Here is a 22,308-nt window from a genome sequence, read left to right as displayed (position 1 = left end):
GTGGTTCCCCGCTGACGGTCGGCGGGGAACCACCCCCGGCACGCTCAGCCGTTGTCCGGCAGGGGGCCGGACACCTGGTAGTGGCTGATGTACCAGCGTTCCTGGAGGTGAGTGACCAGCACGCCGAGGTTGAGTCGTTTCGCGGGACGGTCGACGAACATGAAGTCGACGCCCAGATAACCGAGAACGAGGTCTTCGCCGAGGTGTCTGGTTTCGAGAATCCGGTAGTCGAGCGTCATTCCGAGGGGCTGGGAGTCGTAGTACTCCGCGACGCCGGGCCGTCCGACGCTGTAGGGGTGCAGTCCCTGGAATATCGCGTTCTCGGTGAAGACGGACGCCACCCGTTGGGGTTCGTGCCTCTCGACGGCGCCCTTCCACTGGTCGAGGACGTGGCGCAGTACGGCCTCGCGGCCCGCTTCTGTCGTGTGCTCCATCGGATTCCTCCGGTCGGGTGAGTTCGGGCTGGGGGCGGGGCGGTAGGCCGGCCGGTTGTGGTGCCGCCCGGCCAGCCTGCGCCAGGATCAGTGACCGGCGCTCATGCCTCCGTCGACGTGGAGGATCTCGCCGGTCACGAACGGGGCCTGCTCCAGGTAGAGCACGGCGTCGACGATGTCGCTCAACTCGCCCATCCGGCCGACCGGGTGCAGGTCCGCAAGGAACTCATGGGTCTCCTCGGGATGCATAGGGGTCTTGATGGTGCCCGGCGACACCGCGTTGGTGCGGATGCCGCGGCGGGCGTACTCGATGGCGAGGGACTTGGTCGCGGACTGCAGGCCGCCCTTGGTCAGAGAGGCCAGCACCGAGGGCACCCTGGAGTCGGGGCTGTCCACCAGGCTGGTGGTGATGTTGACGATGTGACCGCTGTCCTGAGCGAGCATCTGCTCGACCGCCAGCTGAGTGATGCGGAAGAATCCGTTCAGGTTCACGCCGATCACGGCCGCGTAGTCGTCGAGGGTGTAGTCGGTGAAGGGCTTGGCGACGAAGATGCCCGCGTTGTTCACCAAAGTGTCGACCCGGCCGAACCGCTCCACCGCGGCGGAGATGACACGCGCGGCGGTGGAGTGATCCGCGATGTCCCCCTGGACGGTGACGACCTCCGCGTCGTCCGAGGGTGCGATGGTGCGGGAGGTGGCGACGACCGCGTACCCGAGTGCGCGGTAGCCGTCCACAAGTCCGGCGCCTATGCCCTGGGACGCGCCGGTGATGACGGCGACCTTCTGCTGCGCAATGCTCACGGTGATCTTCACTTTCGAGGTGGGAGGACTGTTCAGGACCGGACGAAGATGTACTAGCCGACCGGTCGACTATTTGACGATAGGCAGTCGTGCGGCCTGGAGGCAATGGTTGTCGGCCCCTGCGCTGGGACTTGATTCCTCCCGTCTGAGAGGCCATGACTCTCAGCTCAGGTGAGACGTTCCCGGTGGAGGATCACGGGGTGCGTCGGCGCAGACGGGTTGCGTCGGCGCAGGGGAACGGCGGCTTCCTGCCGCGGGGGCTCGGTGTCTACTGCCGGTACGGGTCGCCGGCGGGCAGCCAGGCGTCGGCAGCGTGTATGCCGAGGTCGGCGACACCGTCACACAGGGCGTCCATGGCGGCCACGACCCCCGCCCGCACCTCGTCCTGGCGTCGGACCAGGGACCAGGTCCAGTAGACCTCGGGGGCGACCACGGGGCGTCGCACCAGGTCGGCTGGGAGCGCGCAGGTCTGCCCCTTGGGCGAGTTGATGATCGGACGGTCGCTGCGGCGGACGTGGTCGAAGAAGGCCGGGCCGGTGATTCCGCCGTCCGAGATGCGCACGACTCGGGCTCCGGCGTCACGGGCGAGTTCTTCGGCGTAGACGTTCCAGGACGACCAGGACGTGATGTCGTCGTCGAGCAGGACCGTGGTGTCCCGGGCCTGCACGGGGCTGGTGTCATCACCCTTGGCAACGGCATAGAGCCGATCGGCGCCGAGGAGCCGGGCGTTCAGGCGGTACCGCTCCACGTCCTCGGCCCGTACCCAGCACACCGCGAGATCGAGGCTGCCGTCGGCCACCCGGGCTGCCTGCGTGTGCGAGGGGGCGACCCAGGCGTCGATGTGGATCTGAGCCACCGCGGAGGTACGAGCGGTCAGATCGCCGGGCAGCCAGTTGACGTAGCCGAGCCGGACCGGTTCGGAGCCGGACAGCCGGCCGGCGCGGCGCTGGAGGTCCTCCGCCCGTTCCAGCAGAGCGCGGGTGTGCGGGAGCAGCGCCGCGCCGGCCGGCGTGAGGGACACCGAGCGGCGATCGCGGTCGAAGAGGCGCACTCCGAGGTCGCGTTCGAGGGCCTTGATCTGCTGGGAGAGGGAAGGCCCCGCGATCAGGAGCCGCGCGGCGGCCCGGCCGAAGTTCAGCTCCTCGGCCACCGCGATGAAATACCTCAGTTGGCGCAGCTCCACGCCCGCCATGCTACGCGCGCTGGGAGGTGTCACCTATCAGCAGGGAGGGAGCCGGTCGTGGCAACGTCCCTGGTGGCAGGCCCAGGATGGAGCCACGAAGGCGAGGACGGGGCGCCGAACGGCGCTCCGGAGCGGATCGCATGACTCCCGCGCGGATCCAGTGACTCCGGCGCGGATCCGAAAGGAGCGAGGAGATGCCGGAGTTCCTGGTTCAGATCACCACCACCGTCCCCGAGGGCGTCGGTGAGGACGAGGTCGGGCGGCGCCGTGCCGCCGAGGCCGTCCGGGCGGCGGAACTGGCCGCTTCCGGCCATCTGTACCGGCTGTGGCGCCCGGTGGGCGAGCTGCGCAGCATCGGCATCTGGCGGGCCGCCGACGAAGCCGAGCTGCACGAGAAGGTGCTCGGCACGCTGCCGCTGCGGCCCTGGATGACCCTCACCGTCACCGCGCTGGTGCCCCACCCCAACGACCCGGGCACGGCCGGCACGACGCAGTGACCGGCGCCTGTGCCGGGGCCATCGCCGCCGCGCATGGCCGCAGCACCGAGGCCTTCCCCATTCAAGATCCGCACCGCATCAGAGGGACATCGTCATGAGTTCGCCGGCCCTGGGCCTGTCGTCCGTTCGTCCGCACCGTCCGCTGCGCTCGCCGCGCGGCCACGCGGCCCAGGCCGCCGCGGCGCTGGCGGCGGGCATGGGTGTCGGCCGGTTCGTCTACACCCCGATCCTGCCGCTGATGCACGCGCAGGCGATGCTGTCCGCCAGCGAGGGTGCGAACCTGGCCACCGCCAACTACGTCGGTTACCTCGTCGGCGCGCTGGCGGGCATCCTCGTCCCGGCGCTGGTCCGCTCCCGTATGCTCCTGCGCGTCTCCCTGGTGGTCTTGACCGCCACTCTGGCGGGGATGCCCGTCGTCCACAGCACCGGCGCGTGGCTCGCACTGCGGCTGCTCGCCGGGATCACCAGCGCCCTGATCTTCGTCATCGCGGTCAACTCCCTCCTCGGCCACCTCTGGCAGCACCCCGCCCATCTGACCGGTTGGGCCTTCGGTGGCGTCGGCGCCGGTATCGCCCTGTCCGGTCTGGTCGTCCTCTTCCTGCGCGCGTTCGGCGACTGGCGCACCGCCTGGTGGGCCTCGGCCGCGCTCTGCGCGCTCCTGGCCGTTGCCTGCTGGAGCTTGCGTCCCGAAGAAGCGCGCGCACCCTCCGACGGCGGGACGGGCTCGCGCCCCAGGACGCGGGTACACCGCTGGTTCAGCGCTCTGTTCGTCAGCTACACCCTGGAGGGCATCGGGTACATCGTCGCCGGCACCTTCCTCGTCGCCGCGATCGGACAGGGCTCCCCCGGCTGGGTCGGCAGCGGGGCCTGGGTGCTGGCCGGGCTCGCCGCCGTACCGTCCTCGGCGCTGTGGGCATGGCTCGGGCATCGCTGGTCCCGCCCCGGCCTGCTCCTGACCGCGCTGGTCATCCAGGCCGTCGGCATCGCCCTGCCCGTCGTCGTCGGCGGAGTGCCGGCCGCACTGGTCTCCGCGGTCCTGTTCGGCGCGACCTTCATCGGTGTCAGCACCCTCGCCCTTGCCGCGGGCGCTCATCTGCGGTTCCCCCGGTCGGTCGCCCTGCTGACCGCCGGCTACTCGGTCGGCCAGATCCTCGGCCCGTTGGCCGTCACCCCCTTGCTCCACCACGGCTACCACCAGGCCCTGATCCTGGCCTCAGTGGTGGTCCTGGCCGCCGCGGGCGCCGCCGGCGTGCTCCGCGTCGGCTTCCCCCACCCGATGCCGGTCGTGGGCCAGACCCCTGCGGCACGGTCCGCCGAGCAGATGGGACAGTCCGCACCGCCGTACACCGTCCCCCTGCCGGACGAGGGCGAGGCCTGAGGAAACCGGGCATTGGCCGGCCAATCGCTCACGGAAGCGGCCTCGCGGGAGGGGATGCTCCGCGTCGCCGCCGTCCAGCCGAAGCAGCCGGGAGCAATCGCTCAGGCGAAGACCGGGTCTCAGACGCCGGCCACGGCCTCCTGCGCCGGCCGTCCGCCGAGAAGGGCCAGGCAGTTGGGCCACAGGGGACCGAGCCGGTCCGTGTTGTTGTACAGCTTGGCGAGCATCACCTGGCCCTCCAGCTGCGCGACCACCGACCGTGCGGCTTCCCGGGTGTCGGTCACGGCGATCTCCCCCCGCTGCTGGGCCTCGACGACGACCGCGTCGACCATGTCCACCTGCGCGTCGAAGATCTGCTGAAGTCGCGAGCGGATGGCCTCTGTCTGGTTGCTCAACTCCAGGGAGAGGTTCCCGAACAGACAGCCCGAGACCGTACCGCAGCTCTGCTGGCCGACACGTTGCTCGGCCTCCGTCTCTTCGAGCAGTCGGCGCAGCCGTTGGAGCGGCGGCGCGTCGCCGTTCAGCATGCTCGCCCACGCGGCCCTCTGGTCGGCCCAGTGCTCGTCGATGACGGCCAGCGCCAGAGCCTCTTTGGACTCGAAGAAGTAGTAGAAGCTTCCCTTGGGCACGCCGGCCGACTTGCAGATCTCGGCCACGCCCAAGGCCGAGTAACCACGCAGCTCGATGAGTGACTGCGCGGCGTCGAGTATCTTCTCCCGCGCGTCGCTGGTCCGTCCCATGTGGGGAGTGTACGGCCCGCACCCGCGCATTACTAGACCGGTCGGCTACCCCTGTCGCGGCAGGCCTCGGTCGGTCACTTCGCGGTCAGCGGGAAGCGCTCGGTTTGCGGTCGACCGGGGTGACGGGGGCGACGGTCTCCATGAGGGTGCGGCGGGGGCCGGACCAGGGGGCGGGGACGACGTCGAGGACGTAGGCGAATCGGTAGGCGAGGTATTCGTAGTTGATGCGCCAGCCTCGGAAATGAGGCCACGCCTCCTCGGGGGTGCGTTCGATGGAGTAGCCGTTCGCCGTGGCGTGGGCCACGGCCGCGGCGAAGTCCTCGTACGTGAGCCGGATGGCCGTGTCGGGTGAGGGATCGGACTCGTACGGGATGCGCCAGACGTCGGCGATGTCGCGCAAGCAGACGAAGCCGGCCCGCAGCGCGAGCCGGGCCTCCGCCTGCGGTTGGCCGGGGTTGAGGGCGAGTTGCATGGAGCCGGCGTCCATGACGGCCAGCAAGGAGACGATCCAGTTGCGGTCGTGACGAGGGGAACGGAAACGGCTGAGGACCACATAGCTGGTGTGGCTCTCGCTGACCTCGGCCGACCAGCGCTCCCAGCTGCGGAACAGCTCCGTCATGCTGCCGGTGAGCCCGACCTGCCCGTAGCGGGCGAGGATTTCCGGCCCCCAGGGCGGACTGCCCGCCCGCGCCCCCAGCATGGTGACCTCGGCCTCCCGGCGGGAGTACGCGCCGTAGAGGGTCGGCAGGTAGCCGACCTGGAGACCGATGACGATCGGGCCGGTCGCGGCCGCGCAGAAGTCGAGAACGGTCAGACCCACCCGATGGCCGCTGGCGAAGCCGAGCGTGAAGAGGGCAACACCCGTCTCACGCAGTGCGTCCAGCGCGCCGTAGCCGCTCACCGCCGCCTGGAGCGTCGCATAGCCCGCCCAGAGGGCGACCAGCCAGCCCATCAGATGGAACAGGATGGACACCGCCGCCACGGGGGTCAGCGCACGGTGTTTGCCCTCGGACGTGCTGCAGCGGTCCGCCAGGAACTGAAACGGCACCTGCACCATCTTGTGCAGCACACGCGTGAAGCTGGAGCGGGTCGGCTGCGCGATCACCAGGGTCCGGAGCACCGAGGAGAACGTCCCCAGGACGATCAGCGCCCCGATGATGCCGATCAGGACGCGCAACAGTCCTCCCTCCGAAGGCCGGGGCACAGCAGGACGCAACCATACAGTGACCGTCCGCGCACGCTCCGCGCAGAATTCAGTTGAACGTTGCACCACCAGCCAGGATGGTTTAGCCTTCAACCACGCGCCGCAAGCGCACATCTCGCCGATTTCTGAGATGAACATTTCAAACGAAAGCTAGCCAGGCACCATGGGCTTTTTCCGTCGCAACACCGACAGCATTGCTGGATTGGAGACCACCCCCGTGACTTCCCCCGTCAAGCTCGCGGTCATCTACTACTCCTCGACCGGTTTCAGCGCCGAGATCGCGAAGGAGATCAGCGCAGCGGCAGAGAAGGCCGGGGCTGAGGTTCGGCTGCTGAAGGCCGCGGAGCTGGCCCCCGAGGCGGCCATCGCCTCCAACGAGGCGTGGGCCGCCCACGCCGCCGCCAGCGCCGGCATCCCGGTGGCCACCCCCGCCGACGTCGAGTGGGCCGACGCCGTGATCTTCGGCTCTCCGACCCGCTTCGGCAACATCGCCTCGCAGCTCAAGCAGTTCATCGACACCCTCGGCGGCCTGTGGGCGCAGGGCAAGCTCGCCAACAAGGTCTACAGCGGCTTCGCCACCACCGCCACCGCCCACGGCGGCCAGGAGTCCACGCTCCTCGCGCTGTACAACTCCATCCACCACTTCGGCGGCATCATCGTCTCCCCCGGCTACACCGACCCGGTGAAGTTCGTCGACGGCAACCCCTACGGCACCTCGCACGTCGACGCCCAGGGCAACAACCCGATCGGTGACGACACCCGCAACGCCGCCCGCCACCAGGCCGAGCGCGTCATCCAGATCGCCGGGGCCCTCAAGGCCGGTCTCTCCGCCTGAGCCGTACTCAGCACCGCATCCGCGCCGACAGGGACACTCTTCCTGTCGGCGCGGTCGTGCGTCGGTGAGGTGCTCGGCACGGTCGCACCATGAGTGGGCGTGCGCGCTGGTCGGTCATGGCCCGCCGTCCGTCCGTGCCGGTAGATAGTGTCAGACCCTGCGCGAGGTCGCGGACTCCAGCATGGTCCGCGTCTTCTCCTCGACCTCCCGGTCGAAGCCGGTGAGCCGGCCGCCGTGCTGCCGCAGGTGTTCCTCCCAGGAGGCGACCAGGAACGCCTCCAGGTACTGCTGGGGATCCGCCCCGTCCTGATAGAGATTCCACTGCAGGGCGCCCGTACGCAGGGGGGCGTCCGAGGGCGTTCATCGCCGCTACGAAGGCGTCGGCACGGCCGGCCGGCACCCGGTAGGCGACGGTGACCAGCACCGGTCCGGCGAACTCGGCCGGATCCAACATCATGACGGGCGCCGCCCGGTGCAGGGAGGGCGTCCGGTCCAGAGGCGTGTCGGGCACCGCGAAGCCGTACCCGACGAGTGAGGCGGCCGCGAGCACCACGGCGGCGACCGACGCGGCGGTCCCCGCGCCGACCGTGTCGGCGACCGCGCCCCATACGGCGGCCCCCACCGCCATACCGCCCTGGAAGATCGTCAGGTAGACGGCCAAGGCCCGCGCCCGCACCCATGCGGGCACGGTGACCTGCATCTGCGAGTTCAGCATGGACAGCAGCGAGTTCAGCATGGACAGCACCGCGACCCAGGCGACGCCGGACAGCCCCAGGACGACCGCGACGACCCACGGAATGCGTACGAGGGCGAGCACGGCCAGCGCGACCGCGAACAGCAACCCTCCGGCGGTCAACACCATGTTGCTCGACCGGCGCCGGCGGACCCGCGGCAGCAGTACGGCGCCCAGCACGGCCCCCACCCCGATCGCCCCGAGCAGCAGACCGTATCCGCCGGCGCTGAGCCCCAGTCGCCGCTCGGCGATCACGGGCAGCAACGACCACAGTGCGGCACTAGCGGGGACGAACAGCAGAGTGCGCAGCAGCGCCCGGCGCACGCGAGGGGCGTGCCGCACATACCGGTAGCCGGCGCGTACGGCGGGCAGCATCCGTTGGGCGCCCAAGGGGTCTCGTTCGCCGCTGCGGCGCCAGATGAGCAGTGCGGCCATGGTGGCCAGGAAGGAGACGGCGTTGAGGGCGAAGACCGCGGCCGTGCCCACTTGAGCGACGACCAGGCCGCCGAGGGCCGGGCCCACTGCCCTGGCGAGGTTCATGTTCACCCCGCCCAGGGTCGCCGCGGCGGGGATCTGGTCACGGGGCACAAGTTCGGGCCGGATCGCCTGCCAGGCGGGGTTCATCAACGCCGTGCCGCAACCGAGGACGAAGGTCAGGAGCAGCACCCCGTAGGGGTTGATGCTCCCCGTCGCGGTCAGGGCGGCCAGCAGTCCCGCGGCCGAGAACATCACCACCTGCGCGACGAGCAGCAGGCGCCGACGGTCGACGATACCGGCCAGAGCCCCGGCGAGGATGCCCAGAAGCAGGACAGGCAGGCTGCCCGCTGTCTGTACCAGGGCGACCAGGCCCGCCGAGCCCGACCGCTCGGTGATCAGCCACTGGGCGCCCACCGTCTGCATCCAGCCACCGATGTTGGACACGAACTGGGCCAGCCACAAGGTCCTGAACGTCCGCACAAGCAGGGGCTGCCAGGGCGAGCCGGTGGCCGTGCGCGGCGTCGGCGGTCCGGACTCGGCGCCGCCGCCGGACCCCTTCGGCTGGTTCATCCGCTGTCGCTCCCTCGGGGGTGAGGCTGCTGCGTACGCGGGCTCGGCGGCCCGGTGCGCGGGAGCACCCGCCGGGCCTTCGCGGCAAAAGGAACCGAACCTACTGCTTGATCATGGAATGAGCGTAGGCCACACCCAGTCCGTAGGCGCCGGCGTGTTCCAGGACGACCTTCGTGACGGCGTCGTAGGTCTCTGTGCGGGCCCAGTCACGCTGCCATTCGAGCATGGTGGTCAGCCAAGGTCGTCGTGACGATGCCGTGCTGCGTGATCCGCCGCAAGGCGTTCTCATGGGCTTCGAGCGACACACCGCCGCAGGCGTCGGTGGGGACGTAGACCTCGTAGCCCTGTGCTCTTGCGGACAGGCCGGCGAGCGCGATGCACACCTCGGTCCACAAGCCCGCCATCACGATCTTGGGGCGGCCGGTCGCTTTGACCGCCTCGACGACTCGTGCGTCCTCCCAACAGTTCATCGTGGTGCGGTCGATGGGCTCGACGCCGGGGAACTGGTCTGCCAGCGGGCCGAGGAGGGGGCCGGAGAAGGTCTTGGCCGCGACTGTCGTGAGGACGACGGGGACGTCGAAGACCTTGGCGGCCTTGGCCAGAGCAACTGTGGCGTTGCTGATGTCGCCGCGGTCGGTGCTGGTGGTACCGAAGAACATCTGCGGCTGATGGTCCACCATCAACACGACGCTGTCCTGCGGAGTCAGCAGAGACGGGGCGGGATCGGGCTTGACGTCCTGAGTGTTGACCATGGGGCTCTGCCTTCCGGCTGGGTGTGGGACAGGGCGGTCACCGCTCCGGCTCGCCGTCTCGTCGACGGCCTCGCGGTGCCGCTGTCACAGGACGAAACACGAGTCGAAGACCTCGCCGGCGGAAGAGGCGCCGTTGTCGTCGGCAAAGCCTCGGACGATGCGCCATTGGCGGTGTTCCTCGGACGCGGCGGCGGCCTCGACCACTGCCTGCGCCTGGTCGACCCCGGAAGGGGGGCTCGGGAACACCGTGTGGTGGTACCCGCCGAAGTAGGCCACCGGGCTCCAGGACGGTTCCACGCCGGGCAGGTGCGCGGCCAGCCCTTCGAACTCGCCGGCGGCGTACACCATGCGTCCGCCGACGACGGTCAGCAAGGACTCGATGTGTGAGATGTCCTCCTCCGGTACGGAGAAATAGTCCTCCGACAGCACGGCCAGGTCGGCGTAGTAACCCTCTTTCAGAACGCCCTTGACGTCGGCTTCGCCGGTGAGTTCGGCGCCGGCGACTGTGTACATGCGCAGGGCCGTCGTCCGGTCGACCCGGTTCTCGGCGGACGCCAGCAGTCTGCCGCCGATGGTGCGTCCGCGCAGCAGCCATTCCAGGGACAGCCACGGGTTGTAACTGGACACCCGGGTGGCGTCGGTGCCGGCGCCGACCCGCAGTCCGCGCTCGAGCATCTTGAGGATGGGCGGGGTGTTCGATGTCTGGGCCGCGCCGTAGCGGTCGGCGAAGGCAGTGCCCTGGAACATCATCCGGTTCTGGATGGACAGGGCGCCGCCCAGCGCGGCGATCCGGTCGAGGCTGACCTCGGAGACGGTCTCGGCGTGGTCGAAGAACCAGGGCACACCGCGAGGGAACCCGCCGTCCGCGGCCACCTTGTCGAACACGTCGAGGTCGGCGCGGATGGTCTCGTCGTAGGTGGCGTGCAGCCGGAAGCCCCATCCGTTGTCGAGCAACAGGCGTACTGCCGCTTCGAGTTCGCTGTCGGCGCAGTCCGGCCGCAGCGGTCGGGGCTCGGTGAAGTTCTCGTAGTCTGCGGGCGACCATGCGAGGTTCTCGCCCGTTCCGTTGAGGCGCAGCCACTCGTCGCCGTCGCCGGGCCGGACCATACCGATCCACCGCCGCAGATCATCCAGTTCCTGGCCGGGGTTCTGCGGGAACAAGTGGTAGGCGATGCGCAGGGTCAGCAGGCCCTGCTCGGCGAGCCTCATCACGGCCCCGTAGTTCTCGGGGAAGTTCTGGAAGCCGCCGTCGGCGTCGATGGCGCTGGTCAGGCCCAGCCGGTTCAGCTCGTACAGGAAGTACCGGGTGGAGCCGACCTGTTGTTCCTCGTCCAGCTTGGGCCCTTTGCCGAGGGTGGAGTACAGCAGACCTGCGGCAGGGGCCGCCAGCAGAAGACCCGTGGGCTCCCCCGAGTGGTCGCGGACGATCTGTCCCCCGGGAGGCGGGACGCTGTCCCTGGTGAGGCCGGCCGCTCTGACCGCGGCCCGGTTCAGAATGGCCGACTGATACAGGTGCAGCACGAAGACAGGGGTGTCCGGGGCCGCGGCGTTGAGCTCCGCCACGGTGGGCAGCCGCCGCTCGGCGAACTGATCAACGGTCCAGCCGCCCACCACGCGCACCCATTGGCCGCTGGGGGTGCGTCCGGCCTGATCGCGGAGCATCCACAAGGCCGTACGCAGTGAGGGGACGCCGTCCCAGCGCAGAGGCCGCCCCAGGCAAAGATGCGTCACCGGGCACCGGCGTTTACGGTGGGTGAATACATGACCCCGGTGCGTGCGCGGGCGAGCGCCGCGAGCACGGCCCGCCCTCCTTGAGCGCCGCGCCCGGAAGGAATCGCCCAGAAGGAATCCTGACGGCCTCCGTGGCCCAGAGGAGCAGGCAACCATGAGAGACCGCGCTCTCGCTCACGTCCTGCCTGTCGTACTCTCCGCCACCCTGCTTGTCGTCCCAACGGCCGCCACGTCGGCAGAAGGCCTTCCCCGCGCCTATCGAAGCGCTCAGAGCCAGATCGGCGTCGGCCCTCAGTACGACACGACGCATGTCTATGTCGAACCCGGCATGCTGGCGGCGTTCACCGCCAGCTGGAAGGCGACCTTCGGCGGGACGAACACCGCCGTCTCGGTCACCGACGTCACCCCGACACCCAGCCGGACCAAGTCCGAGCTCATCTTCTCGCCCGTCGGGACCCTGTCGGTCTTCGACTTCCAGACACCCGTCCCGTACCCGTTCGGGGCGGAGCGGACCGGCTGGCTGCTGAAGGACTTCGACGCCGGCATCCGGCGCGCGCAGGCCAGCGGCGCGTATCTCCTCGTCTCCCCTTTCTCCGACCCCATCGGGCGGGACGCGGTCATCCAGTTCCCCGGCGGGATCAACACGCAGGTCTACTGGCACACCACCGCGCCGTCGTACCCGCCGCTTGCGACCGTGCCGGAGAACCGGGTCTATGTCTCGGCCGACGCGGTCGACGCCTTCCTGCGCTCCTATGCGAAGTTCACCGGCGGATCGGTCGTCTCGGACAACCGGCGTGCGGACGCGGGTGAAATCGGTCTGCCCGGCACGACGTACCGGCGGATCCGTCTCTCCTCCCCCTTCGGGAAGACCCTCGTCATGGTGACCGACGGACACCTCCCGTATCCCTTCGGGAGAGAAGTCACCGGCTACGAGGTGACGCACCTTGCGGAGACGTTGGCCAAGGCCAAGTCGAGTGGGGCGAAGGTGCTTTGGGGGCCGCACTCCGCGGCCGGACACGGCAGCGCCGTCGTGCAGTTCCCCGGCGGATACATCGTCGAGATCCACGATTAGTGCTGTGCCCGAACAGGTTCGCCCGGTCTGTGGTGGGAGCGGCTGGATGAGCGGTGACCCACTCAAGACCGCGTAATGAACCGGCACCGGACCATGACGCTCTCAACGGGTCTGCCGGTGGTCGGAGGCGAGGAATGCACGGGCGATGGCATTGAACGCATGCGGCGCCGTCATGGGCAACAGGTGCCCGGCGTGCGGAACCACAGACAGATGGGCCCCTGGGATGGCCGCCGCGGTCTGTCGGGCGTCCGGCAGGCCGCTGCGATCCCGTTTCCCGCACAGCACAAGCGTGGGCGCGGCGATCCGCGGAAGTACGCGGGACAGGTCGCTCGTTTGCAGAGCGTCCAGCACGTCGATCCACCCGGCGCGATCGGGCAGGTCGGAGAGCGCGCGGACCAGCAGGCCGGGACGACGCCGTTCGATCCGAAGCCGCCGTGGCGACGTCTTGCCTGGTGCGATCTCGGGCCCACCGGACAGAATCAACCGGGCAACGAGGTCCGGGTTCTCAGCCGCCGCCCGTGCCACCACGATCGCCCCGAGGGAGTGGCCGCACAGATGGACAGGCCGTAGCCGCCGGGCGATCTCGGCGACCCGTTCCACGGCCGCCGTCAGGCTGAACGGTCCCGGTGTGCCGCCAAAGCCCGGCAGATCGGGTGCGACGACGTGGAAGTCATCGGACAACGCTCCCAGCTGACGTCTCCACATCCGACCGCCTTGCCCGGCACCGTGCACCAAGACCAGCGCCGGACGCTCCGTGCGGCCGGCTTCCGTCTCCCGCTCGGGCTCAGGCGCACCGACTCGCTCTCGCCGTCGGGCGCCGGGAGTCCCTGGGATGTGTTGCGGATCGGTCCCGGCGTCTCTGACGCGACACGCAGCAGCCTCCCGAGATTTTTCCAGATTTTTTCAGAACGATGATCCATCCGTGGAGTCCGTACGTACTTCCTGGCGAAGCAAGCCGCTCACGCCTGGAGGCAATCATGCCCATCTCCCGGAACATGGCAGGAACCGTCTTTGTGGCGGGTGCGCTGGGTCTGACCCTCACCGCCCTCGCCTACCCTGCCATGCTCGGCGTCCAGAACACGTCGAGTTCCCCGGACCGCGTCATCGCCAACACCCGTTACGGCCCACTGACGGAAGCGGACCGTGACTTCGTGGTCAAGGTGCGCTCGGCCGGGTTGTGGGAGTACCCGCTCGGCGAGATCGCGTTGAAGAAGGGGTCCACGCCGGAGATGAGGGAGGCCGGCAAGCACCTGATCGTGGGCCACGCCGGACTCGACGCGATGTGCCGCAAGATCGCCCCGGAACTGGGCATCACCCTGCCGAACCAGGCGACCCCACAGCAGCAGCAGTTCGTGGCGACCTCGGCGGCGGCGAACGGCAGGGAGTTCGACAACACCGCCGCGAACATCATGCGGGTCACCCACGGCCAGATCTTCCCGACCATCGCCAAGATCCGCGCCACCACCAAGAACACGATGGTGCGCCAACTGGCCGACCTGGCGAACGACACGGTCCTCGACCACATCACGGTGCTGGAGAAGACCGGCACGGTCAACTTCGACCAGGTCCTCTTCCAGCAGAGCACCCCGCCCAAGCTGCCCAAGGACCAGCTCACCCCGCCCGCGCCCCAGCCGGGCGCGCCGATGGTCGTCCTCACCCCCCGCCCGGATCTGAACGTGAGTACCGCCGCCCCCGCGGACACCACGTCCCCGGCACCCAGCCCTGCGGTCGGCTGATCAGCGGCGGGGGCTGATCCCGTCCAAGAAGTCGCGCGCGGACCACGTTGCGGACCGCCCGGCCCCTTCGAAGGCGGTGGGACGGGGGCGGTACGGCAGACGGCCGGTCGTCACAGGTGCCGGAGTTCACGCCATGCCTGCGGGGACAGCCCGTAGGCGGCCTTGAAGGCGCGGCTGAAGAGGGGCGGGGACTTGAGCCCCAGCGGTGGGCAAGGCTCCGCCGTCCGGACCGCGGGCGCGGAACAGCGGGTCTTCCCGGCGGCGCGGCTACGCCTGGCTCATGGGCGATGGCTTCGCCGCCACCACCAGGGGAGCGCCCGGGAGGCGTTGCTCAACGGGTTTCACACCTTCCGCTCACTGGGCAGTGCCCCTCGCAGGTCTCCGATCATCTGTACCGGATCTACCGAAAGCTCGGGATCACTTCCCGAGCGGCGTCGGCCCGAGCCCTGACGGCGGGCGAACACGCGTGACACGGGGGCGGATCCGCCGGGCACGCCGGCCGCCTGCGCCGTCTGCGGGCCGCGCCCCCGTCCCCGGCCTGTGTGCCTGCGGAATCCACTGGCTCGCATCCATGACCACATGATTGTGTGATCGAATGACGGAATTCAGCGTCCTTGGTGACAGCGCGGAATGGCAGAAGGACTTCGAGCGGCGACGCCTCGCCTCGTACGCCGCCGCCGGGCTCGGTCCGGCCGCGGCGAAGCGCATGCTTGAGGTCACGCGTGAGAGAGCGGGCGACCTCACCGTCGCCGAGATCACGGACGCCGGCACCCGGGTGGGACATGTCGCCGTGGCCGTGGCCGACCACCACGGCACGCTCGCGGGCCGCATCGACGACCTGAGGGTCGACGCGCCCCACGCCGGCCGGGGGCACGAGCAGGCCGCCCGCGACTGGGCCGAGGCCTGGTGTGCGGAGCGGGGCGCACGCCGGCTGGACGTACGACTCACCGAGCCTGCGGGCGAGTTGTTCGGCACGTACCCCGTCCGGGGCCAGAGCAGGGTGCGTCTCATCAGCTCCCCGCCACAACCGCTCGGCGGGGTCACCGCACGGCCGATGACCGAGGCCGAATACCCCGAGTGGCTCGCCTCCGAGAAGACCGGCTACATCGCGGACATCGTCCGGTCGGGAGCCCTCAGCCCCGAGGAGGCCGCGCGCAAGTCCGACCGCGACTTCGCGGACCTGATCCCCGAGGGCCTGGCGACGCCCGACCACACGTTCCTGGTGCTCGAGGCGGCGGGCGAGCAGATCGGCACCGGCTGGTTGAAGCACGGCTACCTGCCGGGCGTCACCTACGGCTACTCGCTGCACATCCGGGAGCAGCATCGCGGCAAGGGGTACGGGCGGGCCGCCATGGCGGTCGGTGAGCAGGCCACCCTCGCGGGCGGCGACTCGGCGCTGTTGTTCACCGTGTGGGGCGGCAACGAAGTGGCGATGAACCTGTACACCAGCACCGGGTACCGGGTCCTGGAGGAGAACCGTTCCATCGACCTTGCCCCCTCCGCGGCCTGACGCAGATCACGGCGCGGCGGAACCGCTGCCCTCCGGGGGGCGGTACCGCCGCAGCGCGACCTGGCAGACAGGTCCGACCGGTCAACCGCGGCGGGTGTCTTCTCCGCGCCGCCCCTGCGCGTCAGCGAGTGAAGCGGGAGACGAACGCGAGGGCCATGTCGGCCATCTCCCGCCAACCCCCGTCTAGCTGATCGAATCACTCTCGGCCGGCCCGCTGGCGGCAAGTGAACGTCGACGCGGAATGCGCCACCTGGCAAGCCTGATGGAATCTCTGCTCCTTGAGGGACGGCACGACCCGGAAATCAACACCACAGCAATGTCGATGGCCGTGGTCGGGGGTGTGAACCAAATCCTCCTCAACTGGGTCGACGGCGTCATCCGGACCTCACGCGAGGATGCCGTCCAACAATCGCTCTACCTTTTCGAAGCAATTTCCGAATTCAGAGCAGGAACGCCCCGACCCTGACCTCGGCAAGCCACTGGAGCGAATCAGGGCGCCGCATGCGACGGGGCCGGACGACCACCGGGGTGGCGGTGCCGCCAGACGCAGAAGACGGTGCCGGAGACAACCGCCCATCCGGCCAGCACCAGAAAGGGGAAGGCGTGCTGGTGGCCGGCGAAGTAGACAGCGGTGTGCTGGGCGCTCACCGAGGCCCCGGGCGGCAGCCAACGGCCGACGGTACCGAGGGGAGACGGCAGCAGTGGCCAGGAGACGGCACCACCCGAGGACGGGTTGCCGACCACGACCATCAGTCCCCACGTCGGCAGCATGGCCCAGCGCCCGAACAGCGTGTTGAACATCGTGAAGACCGTGCCGGACACGAACATCGTCAGCGTCAGGATCGACCAGGACTCGACGAACGGCATCTTCAGCGAGCCCAACAGCCAGTCCACCACCGCAGCGATGGTGAATCCGCCGAGCAGGGCGTAGAGGAAGATGAAGGCGATACGTTCCCATGGATCGAGCGCACGCGCGTGCACGCTCAATTGGATGGCGCCGACAAAACCGATGATCACGGCCGCGATGGAGATGTAGAAGATCGCCAGTCCCCGTGGATCGCCCCTCTGCAGCGGCTTGATGTCGTGAACCGTGACCGTTACCCCGGTGGACTCGCCGACCTGTACCGCCGTTGCCGTCAGCACCTGAGCGACGGACGCCCCGGAGGCGCCGGACACATCCAGGGTGATGGCGTTCCCATGGGAAGGGACGTCGAGCACGGCGAACACCGTCTGGTCCTCCATGGCCTCCTTCGCCGCTGCGTAACTGTCGTAGCCGCGCACCTTCAGGGAGGTGGACAGCCCTTTCTCCATCGCGGCGATGAAACGTCGACCCTGCTCCTGGTTCCAGGCGCCGACGGCCGCGATGGGAACGGTGTGCGGAGTCGGGTTGGCCATCGCATAGGTGTAGGAACCGGCGAACAGCCCTGCCACGGCTGCCACGATCAGCACCAGCACGGTCGCCGGGAGGTAGGGGGACTCCCGAAAGGCGGCCCAGCGGTCCGCCGGGGAGGGCGTCCGGCCATGCACGCCATGCGACATATCAGGCATGGCGGATAGATTAGATCATTCACCCCAACTCCCCCTCCCATTCTCGCGGGTAGCGGAACGGTGCGAACGAGGCCCGCACCAACACCTCTTTCTGTAGGCCGCGGGTCCCCCGGCGTCGCCACCACCTCCTCGCGGGCGCCGCAGGCCTCCGTCGGCCGCAGCGGTGCCACAGCTCGCCGGACTCCTGTCGATCGCGGCGTCGCGCCGATGCACCCAGGCACGGTCGATCCCACCGCTGACGTGCCGTTTGACGGGCGGCGGAGTGCGGCCTACGGTTTGAAACCGATCGGTACCAAATGATTCGAGAACCGAAGGAACATCGTGACGCTCAGCGCCGCACTCATCGAGAAGCTCATCGCCGCCGCAAAGGAGGAGGCGTTGCAACGGGGGTTCCCGCCGGTCAACATCAGCGTGTGCGACAGGGCGGCCCACCTGGCCGGGTTCCTCCGCATGGACGGCGCGATCCTCGGCACCATCGACGTCGCGCACCGCAAGGCGCGCACGGCGGCACTGTTCGAGTCCGACAGCGCGGCCCTCGGCGGGGTGGCCCACCCCGACGGCCCCAGCCACATGGTCGAGCACACCAATGGCGGGCTGATCAACTTCGGCGGCGGAGTCGTCATCAGGGAGGCCGGCGGTGTGGTCGTCGGGGCGATCGGTATCTCCAGTGCCTCCGTGGAGGAGGACGAGATCATCGCCCAGGCCGCGGCCCCGCGCATAAGGGAGTCGGTCGGCGATGCCGCGTAGCGTCTTCTCCCTGGCGATCTCGACATTCGCCATCGGAACGACCGAGTTCGTGATCGTCGGACTCATTCCGTCGATGGCCGAGGATCTGGGGGTCAGCGTCGCCACCGCCGGACTCCTGGTGAGCCTCTACGCCTTGTCGATCACGATCGGCGCACCTCTGTTCACCGCCCTCACCGGGCGGGTCGACCGCCGTAAGCTCGTCGTCTGGCTGATGGTCATCTTCCTTGCCGGGAACCTGGCGGCGGGCTTCGCACCCGGCTTCGCAACGCTCCTCGCTGCGCGCGTCATCACGGCGTTCGCCCATGCCGTCTTCTTCAGCGTCGGCGCTGCCGTCGCCTCCTCTCTTGTCCCACGGGAAAAGGCGAACGGAGCCGTGGCGGTCATGTTCGGCGGTCTGACCGTCGCCATGGTGCTGGGCGTGCCGCTGGGCTCGTGGATAGGCGAGACATTCGACTGGCGAGTTCCCTTCCTCGTCGTGACGGCGCTGGCCGCGGTGAGCGTCATCTCCCTGGTGCTGCTTCTGCCGGCGAGAATTTCCCACACACCGCCCGCCGGTCTGCTCTCCCAACTGCGACTGCTTCGCAACGGTCGGCTCGTCACGATGTATCTCATCACCGCGCTGGGATTCGGTGCCAATTTCGTGGTCTTCACCTTTGTCTCCCCGTTGCTCACATCCGTGACGGGCGTGAGCGAGAGCATGGTCAATGTCGGCCTGGTCTTCTTCGGAATCGCCACCGTCGTCGGCAATTTCTGGGGAGGAAGACTTGCGGACCGTCTCGGTACCAAGCGGGCCGTCATCGTGGTGCTGCTCGGCCTGGCCGCGTCGCTGGCGTTGCTGCCCGCCACGGCCCATTCGACGGTCCCCGTTATGATCAACCTCACCGTCTGGGGATTCTTCGGCTTCGCGATCAACCCGGTGGTGCAGGCCGGAGTGGTGACGGTTGCCGAGGACGAAGTGCCCGAGTCGGTGGGTGCCGCGTCCGGCTTCAACATCGCCGCCTTCAACCTGGGGATCTCGGGCGGATCGCTCATCGGTGGACGGGTGCTTGAGGGCGCCGGAGTGCTGACGACTCCATGGGCGGCCATTTTCCTGGCCTTGACGGCGGCGGCCGTCACCGGTTTTGCGCTCAAGACGCACACCGTTCGCCCGGCAGCTTTGGAGGCAGTTACCGAGTGATATCCTTTGGAAATCGTGCAATACGCCCGATTCCCCAGGCCGGGTTCATGAGTCGTTCAGGTGGAGGGGCGCCGGAGAAAGGCAGAGAAGTTGTCCAGGCCGCGGACCTTCGTTGAAGCACAGGCTCTCCAGAATGCACTGTTCGCATTCTGGAAGTATGGATACGAAGGGGCTTCCCTGAATATTCTCATGAAAGCCACTGGAATGGGCAGAACTAGCCTTTACCGGACTTTCGGCAGTAAAGAGGAACTATTCCGGCGCGCCCTGGAGCTCTACCGCTCGGATTACCTCGACTTCCGTGTCGCAGCGCTGGCCGAGACCACGCCCAGGCGCATCGCGGAGAAACTGCTGTACGGCCTCGCGACGCTGCACACCGGGGAGACGACCCCGCCCGGGTGCCTGGAAACGAATGCGGCGCTGGCCTGCGGCCCCGACACCGCCGAGATTCGCGAAGAACTCGCCCGCAACCGGGATCAGATCGGACCCAGCCTGCGTCAGCGGTTGCGTGAGACGAGCGCGAACGGGCCGCTGCCGCGCGGACTCGACGCCGATGCGACCGCGACGCTCCTGCTCACTCTGATCCAGGGGATGGCGGTGCAGGCGAAGGGCGGTCACAGCAGAGCGGACCTCGAGGACACCGTACGCGCCGCCCTCAGCTTGTGGGAGGGACCAGGGGAGACAGGGGAGTCGGCCCCCTAGGTGCCGCCTGCGGCCTAGCCGTTTCCGATGGCTCTTGCACGGTGCCGTACGGCCAGCGTGCCTTCGAAGACGTAGTCGCGCTTGTCGCAGCGGGTGGCCACAGCGCGGGATGGTGCCGCGCATCATCGAGCTCGGTGTGCACGGCGGCTCGGCGCGGCTGGGTTGCACCGTGCGTGGCTGTCTGAGAGCGAGCAGGGCGCGCGCTCCGGATCTCGACGCACGGCGGAAGTGGGCCGCCGACGGTGCCGCCGGGTATCGCCGTGGACCTGAGCGGAATCTCGACGCACGGCGGACGGGCCCGCGACGATGTCTCGCCGCACGCGGTGCCGGGGGCGGCGGTATCGCATGTGGGCACGGTGACGGGATCGATGCACGGCGCGAGCGTGCGGGTGGAGGCGTCGGACGCGAAACGGCGGACGGAGCCGTTGCCGCGCGGTGCCGTCCACGGATCGCCGGATCCGGGCCGTCGTGGACTCGGCCGGGCTGTGGTCGGCCCGCTTCGCAATCCGCTCCACTCGGGGTGAGTCGCCGCAACTACCTTCGAATGGGCCCGAGTTCCCGTGATTACTCCCGAGTCTGTTGAAACCGGAAGCCTCGCAAGCGCTTGCTGACGTCATGATGTGAACCCTGCGTGGGGAGACGCAGTAGACCTGGGGGGTCACGTGGAGGCTCTGCATGCGCTGGGGGTGGGGGATCCCGAACGGGTCGGGCCCTACCGCGTGGTGGGCCGGCTGGGGGCCGGCGGCATGGGGCGGGTCTATCTGGCCCGGTCCAAGGGCGGCCGGGCGGTCGCGGTGAAGGTCGTACGGCCCGAGCTCGCCGAGGACCGCGAGTTCCGGCAGCGGTTCGCGCGAGAGGTCGCCGCCGCCCGCCGGGTCAACGGCGTGTTCACAGCGGGCGTGGTGGATGCGGACCCGGCGGCGGACCCGCCGTGGCTGGCCACCGCGTATGTGCCGGGGGTCTCGCTGGACACCGCCGTCGCCCGGCACGGCGCCTGGCAGGCGGGCCCGGTGACAACGCTCGCGGCGGGGCTCGCCGAGGCGCTGGAGGCGATCCACGCGGCGGGGCTCGTGCACCGTGATCTCAAGCCGTCGAACGTGCTGCTCGCCGCCGATGGTCCCCGTGTCATCGACTTCGGTATCTCGACGGCCACCGGGGCGAGCGCGATCACCCGTACCGGGGTTGTGATCGGAACACCCGGGTTCATGTCACCGGAGCAGCTCACCGGTGAACCCGTCGGGCCGGCGAGCGACGTGTTCGCGCTGGGCGCGGTCCTCGCGTTCACCTCGTCGGGTTCCGGCCCCTTCGGCACCGGATCGGCCCAGGGCCTGATGTACCGCATCGTCCACGGCGAACCCGACCTGGACGCGGTGCCCGAGGCGATACGCGGTCTGGTCGCGCGCTGCCTGGCCAAGCGCCGGGAGGACCGGCCGACGGTCGACGCGCTCCTCGCGGAACTCACCGACGCGGCCGGCGCGGCCCGTACGACGCTGCTGTTCACGAGCGCGTCCTGGCTCCCACCGACCGTGGCCTCGACGGTACGGGGTGCCGGCGACGGTGCGTCGGGCGAGTCTACGACGGTGCCGGAGACGCCGCCGGCCGGGGACAAGGCCACTGTGCCCGAGACGCCGCCGGCCGGGGACCGCGGACATCCGTCGGCCGGTACGCCGTCACCTCCGGGATCCGGGGCCGCCTCCACTCCGGCCCATCAGGCGCCCACCATGACCGGGCCGGGTGCGGCCACCCCGCCGCCGGCCTATACGCCCACCGCGTGGGTGTCGGACGCGGTGGGGAGCGGCCCGGGGGCGGACGCTTCTGCGCCCGGGACTCCTCCCCCAGGCATACTGCCCACGCCGGTGCCGGGGAAGTTCGGCGGCCCGTCCGGGGGCTCCTCGCTCGGACGTCGCATGGCCGTGATCGGCTCCGTTCTCGCCGCGGTGCTGGCGATCGGGCTGGTGGCGTGGCGGGCGGACGCCCTGTTCGGTGGTGGCGGGTCCGGCTCGGACTCGGGGAGCTCGTCCTCGGGTTCGTCGCCGCACGTCTCCCCGGACGATGCCACACCGTCCACACCGGATGACACGCCGTCCACGCCCGGCGCGAGCGTCATCGGTCTGACGGGGCAATGGAACGGCAGCTATGTGTGCAACCAGGGCATCACAGGCCTGGTGCTCACCATCGAGGAGCACGACGACGGCACCGCGGACGCCGTGTTCGCGTTCTATCCGGAGCCGTCCAACCCCCAGGTGCCGCGTGGCTCGTTCGCGATGGCGGGTACCGTCCAGAACGGTGTGCTGACACTGCGGGCGACGCATTGGATCAACCAGCCGCCGGGCTATCTGACGGTCGACCTCCAGGGCTCCTACGGCACGTCCGCCCCGAACCACCTGGACGGCCGGATCTACGGCCCGAACTGCACGACGTTCTCGGCGGACCGCTCCTGAGCCACTGCTCCGACGGCACGGGCTGAGCCGGGTCGCCGCCGGG

General features: G+C 69.4%; 19 protein-coding genes and 3 pseudogenes. 10 read left to right on the top strand and 12 right to left on the bottom strand.

Annotated features, from left to right (window positions below; genetic code table 11):
* Positions 1–44 precede the first annotated feature (44 nt).
* The 3 genes from AB0L95_RS26395 to AB0L95_RS26385 form a co-directional block, all read right to left on the bottom strand.
* Positions 45–434, bottom strand: a complete 390-nt coding sequence (locus AB0L95_RS26395) for a hypothetical protein (protein ID WP_365165258.1) — start codon at positions 432–434, stop codon at positions 45–47.
* Positions 435–521: 87 nt separating this feature from the next.
* Positions 522–1,235, bottom strand: a complete 714-nt coding sequence (locus AB0L95_RS26390) for an SDR family oxidoreductase (protein WP_365165256.1) — start codon at positions 1,233–1,235, stop codon at positions 522–524.
* A 268-nt stretch (positions 1,236–1,503) separates the two neighbouring features.
* A complete protein-coding gene (locus AB0L95_RS26385; RefSeq protein ID WP_365165254.1) occupies positions 1,504–2,427 on the bottom strand; it encodes a LysR family transcriptional regulator in 924 nt (307 codons plus the stop codon).
* 185 nt (positions 2,428–2,612) lie between these two features.
* Here AB0L95_RS26385 and AB0L95_RS26380 point away from each other — a divergent pair, with 185 nt between their 5' ends.
* Both AB0L95_RS26380 and AB0L95_RS26375 read left to right on the top strand, forming a co-directional pair.
* Positions 2,613–2,915 carry a muconolactone Delta-isomerase family protein gene (locus AB0L95_RS26380; RefSeq protein WP_365165252.1) on the top strand — a complete coding sequence of 101 codons (303 nt, stop codon included), beginning with the start codon at positions 2,613–2,615 and terminating at the stop codon, positions 2,913–2,915.
* 196 nt (positions 2,916–3,111) lie between these two features.
* Positions 3,112–4,293, top strand: a complete 1,182-nt coding sequence (locus AB0L95_RS26375; RefSeq protein ID WP_365165469.1) for a YbfB/YjiJ family MFS transporter — start codon at positions 3,112–3,114, stop codon at positions 4,291–4,293.
* 119 nt (positions 4,294–4,412) lie between these two features.
* On the opposite strand, the gene AB0L95_RS26370 is transcribed toward AB0L95_RS26375, so the two are convergent.
* Positions 4,413–5,033 carry a TetR/AcrR family transcriptional regulator gene (locus AB0L95_RS26370; RefSeq protein ID WP_365165250.1) on the bottom strand — a complete coding sequence of 207 codons (621 nt, stop codon included), beginning with the start codon at positions 5,031–5,033 and terminating at the stop codon, positions 4,413–4,415.
* Positions 5,034–5,118: 85 nt separating this feature from the next.
* The gene (locus tag AB0L95_RS26365; protein WP_365165247.1) at positions 5,119–6,210 is read right to left on the bottom strand and encodes a hypothetical protein; all 1,092 of its coding nucleotides are present in this window, start codon (positions 6,208–6,210) and stop codon (positions 5,119–5,121) included.
* Between the two features lie 244 nt (positions 6,211–6,454).
* Between AB0L95_RS26365 and wrbA the strand changes: the two genes are divergently transcribed.
* Complete coding sequence (wrbA, locus tag AB0L95_RS26360; RefSeq protein WP_365165245.1) at positions 6,455–7,072, top strand: NAD(P)H:quinone oxidoreductase; 618 nt, start codon at positions 6,455–6,457, stop codon at positions 7,070–7,072.
* A 150-nt stretch (positions 7,073–7,222) separates the two neighbouring features.
* On the opposite strand, the gene AB0L95_RS26355 is transcribed toward wrbA, so the two are convergent.
* From AB0L95_RS26355 to AB0L95_RS26340, 4 genes and pseudogenes are all read right to left on the bottom strand, one after another.
* Positions 7,223–7,354, bottom strand: a complete 132-nt coding sequence (locus AB0L95_RS26355; protein WP_365165467.1) for a hypothetical protein — start codon at positions 7,352–7,354, stop codon at positions 7,223–7,225.
* A 130-nt stretch (positions 7,355–7,484) separates the two neighbouring features.
* Positions 7,485–8,852 (bottom strand): annotated as a pseudogene (locus AB0L95_RS26350) (MFS transporter); the annotation flags it as partial.
* Positions 8,853–8,952: 100 nt separating this feature from the next.
* Positions 8,953–9,604, bottom strand: a pseudogene (locus AB0L95_RS26345) (hydrolase).
* Positions 9,605–9,688: 84 nt separating this feature from the next.
* A pseudogene (locus AB0L95_RS26340) lies at positions 9,689–11,308 on the bottom strand (amidohydrolase); the annotation flags it as partial.
* A 181-nt stretch (positions 11,309–11,489) separates the two neighbouring features.
* Here AB0L95_RS26340 and AB0L95_RS26335 point away from each other — a divergent pair.
* Positions 11,490–12,407: a glyoxalase gene (locus AB0L95_RS26335; protein ID WP_365165242.1), complete on the top strand. Its 918-nt coding sequence runs from the start codon at positions 11,490–11,492 to the stop codon at positions 12,405–12,407.
* 102 nt (positions 12,408–12,509) lie between these two features.
* Here the strand turns inward: AB0L95_RS26335 and AB0L95_RS26330 are convergent, their stop codons facing one another.
* Positions 12,510–13,148, bottom strand: a complete 639-nt coding sequence (locus tag AB0L95_RS26330; protein WP_365165466.1) for an alpha/beta fold hydrolase — start codon at positions 13,146–13,148, stop codon at positions 12,510–12,512.
* A 236-nt stretch (positions 13,149–13,384) separates the two neighbouring features.
* Between AB0L95_RS26330 and AB0L95_RS26325 the strand changes: the two genes are divergently transcribed.
* Positions 13,385–14,143, top strand: coding sequence for a DUF4142 domain-containing protein (locus tag AB0L95_RS26325; protein WP_365165240.1), 759 nt, complete (start codon positions 13,385–13,387; stop codon positions 14,141–14,143).
* A gap of 110 nt (positions 14,144–14,253) precedes the next feature.
* Here AB0L95_RS26325 and AB0L95_RS26320 read toward each other — a convergent pair whose 3' ends face one another.
* On the bottom strand, positions 14,254–14,346 hold the full coding sequence (locus AB0L95_RS26320; protein ID WP_365165464.1) for a helix-turn-helix transcriptional regulator: 93 nt from the start codon (positions 14,344–14,346) through the stop codon (positions 14,254–14,256).
* A 392-nt stretch (positions 14,347–14,738) separates the two neighbouring features.
* Here AB0L95_RS26320 and AB0L95_RS26315 point away from each other — a divergent pair, with 392 nt between their 5' ends.
* Positions 14,739–15,653 (top strand): GNAT family N-acetyltransferase, encoded by a 915-nt coding sequence (locus tag AB0L95_RS26315; protein ID WP_365165237.1) that lies wholly within the window; start codon positions 14,739–14,741, stop codon positions 15,651–15,653.
* Between the two features lie 489 nt (positions 15,654–16,142).
* Here the strand turns inward: AB0L95_RS26315 and AB0L95_RS26310 are convergent, their stop codons facing one another.
* Positions 16,143–17,192 carry an ABC transporter permease gene (locus AB0L95_RS26310; protein WP_365165462.1) on the bottom strand — a complete coding sequence of 350 codons (1,050 nt, stop codon included), beginning with the start codon at positions 17,190–17,192 and terminating at the stop codon, positions 16,143–16,145.
* Between the two features lie 330 nt (positions 17,193–17,522).
* On the opposite strand from AB0L95_RS26310, the gene AB0L95_RS26305 reads away from it, so the two are divergent.
* The 4 genes from AB0L95_RS26305 to AB0L95_RS26290 all read left to right on the top strand — a co-directional run bounded on the left by AB0L95_RS26305 (position 17,523) and on the right by AB0L95_RS26290 (position 22,265).
* Positions 17,523–17,948: a heme-binding protein gene (locus tag AB0L95_RS26305; protein WP_365165235.1), complete on the top strand. Its 426-nt coding sequence runs from the start codon at positions 17,523–17,525 to the stop codon at positions 17,946–17,948.
* Positions 17,938–19,125, top strand: a complete 1,188-nt coding sequence (locus tag AB0L95_RS26300) for an MFS transporter (RefSeq protein ID WP_365165232.1) — start codon at positions 17,938–17,940, stop codon at positions 19,123–19,125. The genes AB0L95_RS26305 and AB0L95_RS26300 overlap by 11 nt, the downstream gene beginning before the upstream one ends.
* A gap of 60 nt (positions 19,126–19,185) precedes the next feature.
* Positions 19,186–19,824, top strand: a complete 639-nt coding sequence (locus tag AB0L95_RS26295; protein WP_365165229.1) for a TetR/AcrR family transcriptional regulator — start codon at positions 19,186–19,188, stop codon at positions 19,822–19,824.
* A gap of 662 nt (positions 19,825–20,486) precedes the next feature.
* Entirely contained in the window at positions 20,487–22,265 is a 1,779-nt protein-coding gene (locus tag AB0L95_RS26290; protein ID WP_365165227.1) for a protein kinase, read from the top strand.
* The last annotated feature ends 43 nt before the right edge of the window (positions 22,266–22,308 follow it).

The sequence above is a fragment of the Streptomyces sp. NPDC052036 genome, from assembly GCF_040680495.1.
In the GTDB taxonomy this organism is placed as follows: domain Bacteria; phylum Actinomycetota; class Actinomycetes; order Streptomycetales; family Streptomycetaceae; genus Streptomyces.
Note: the sequence above shows the minus strand (reverse complement) of the source record. Positions and strands in the feature narration are given on the sequence as shown.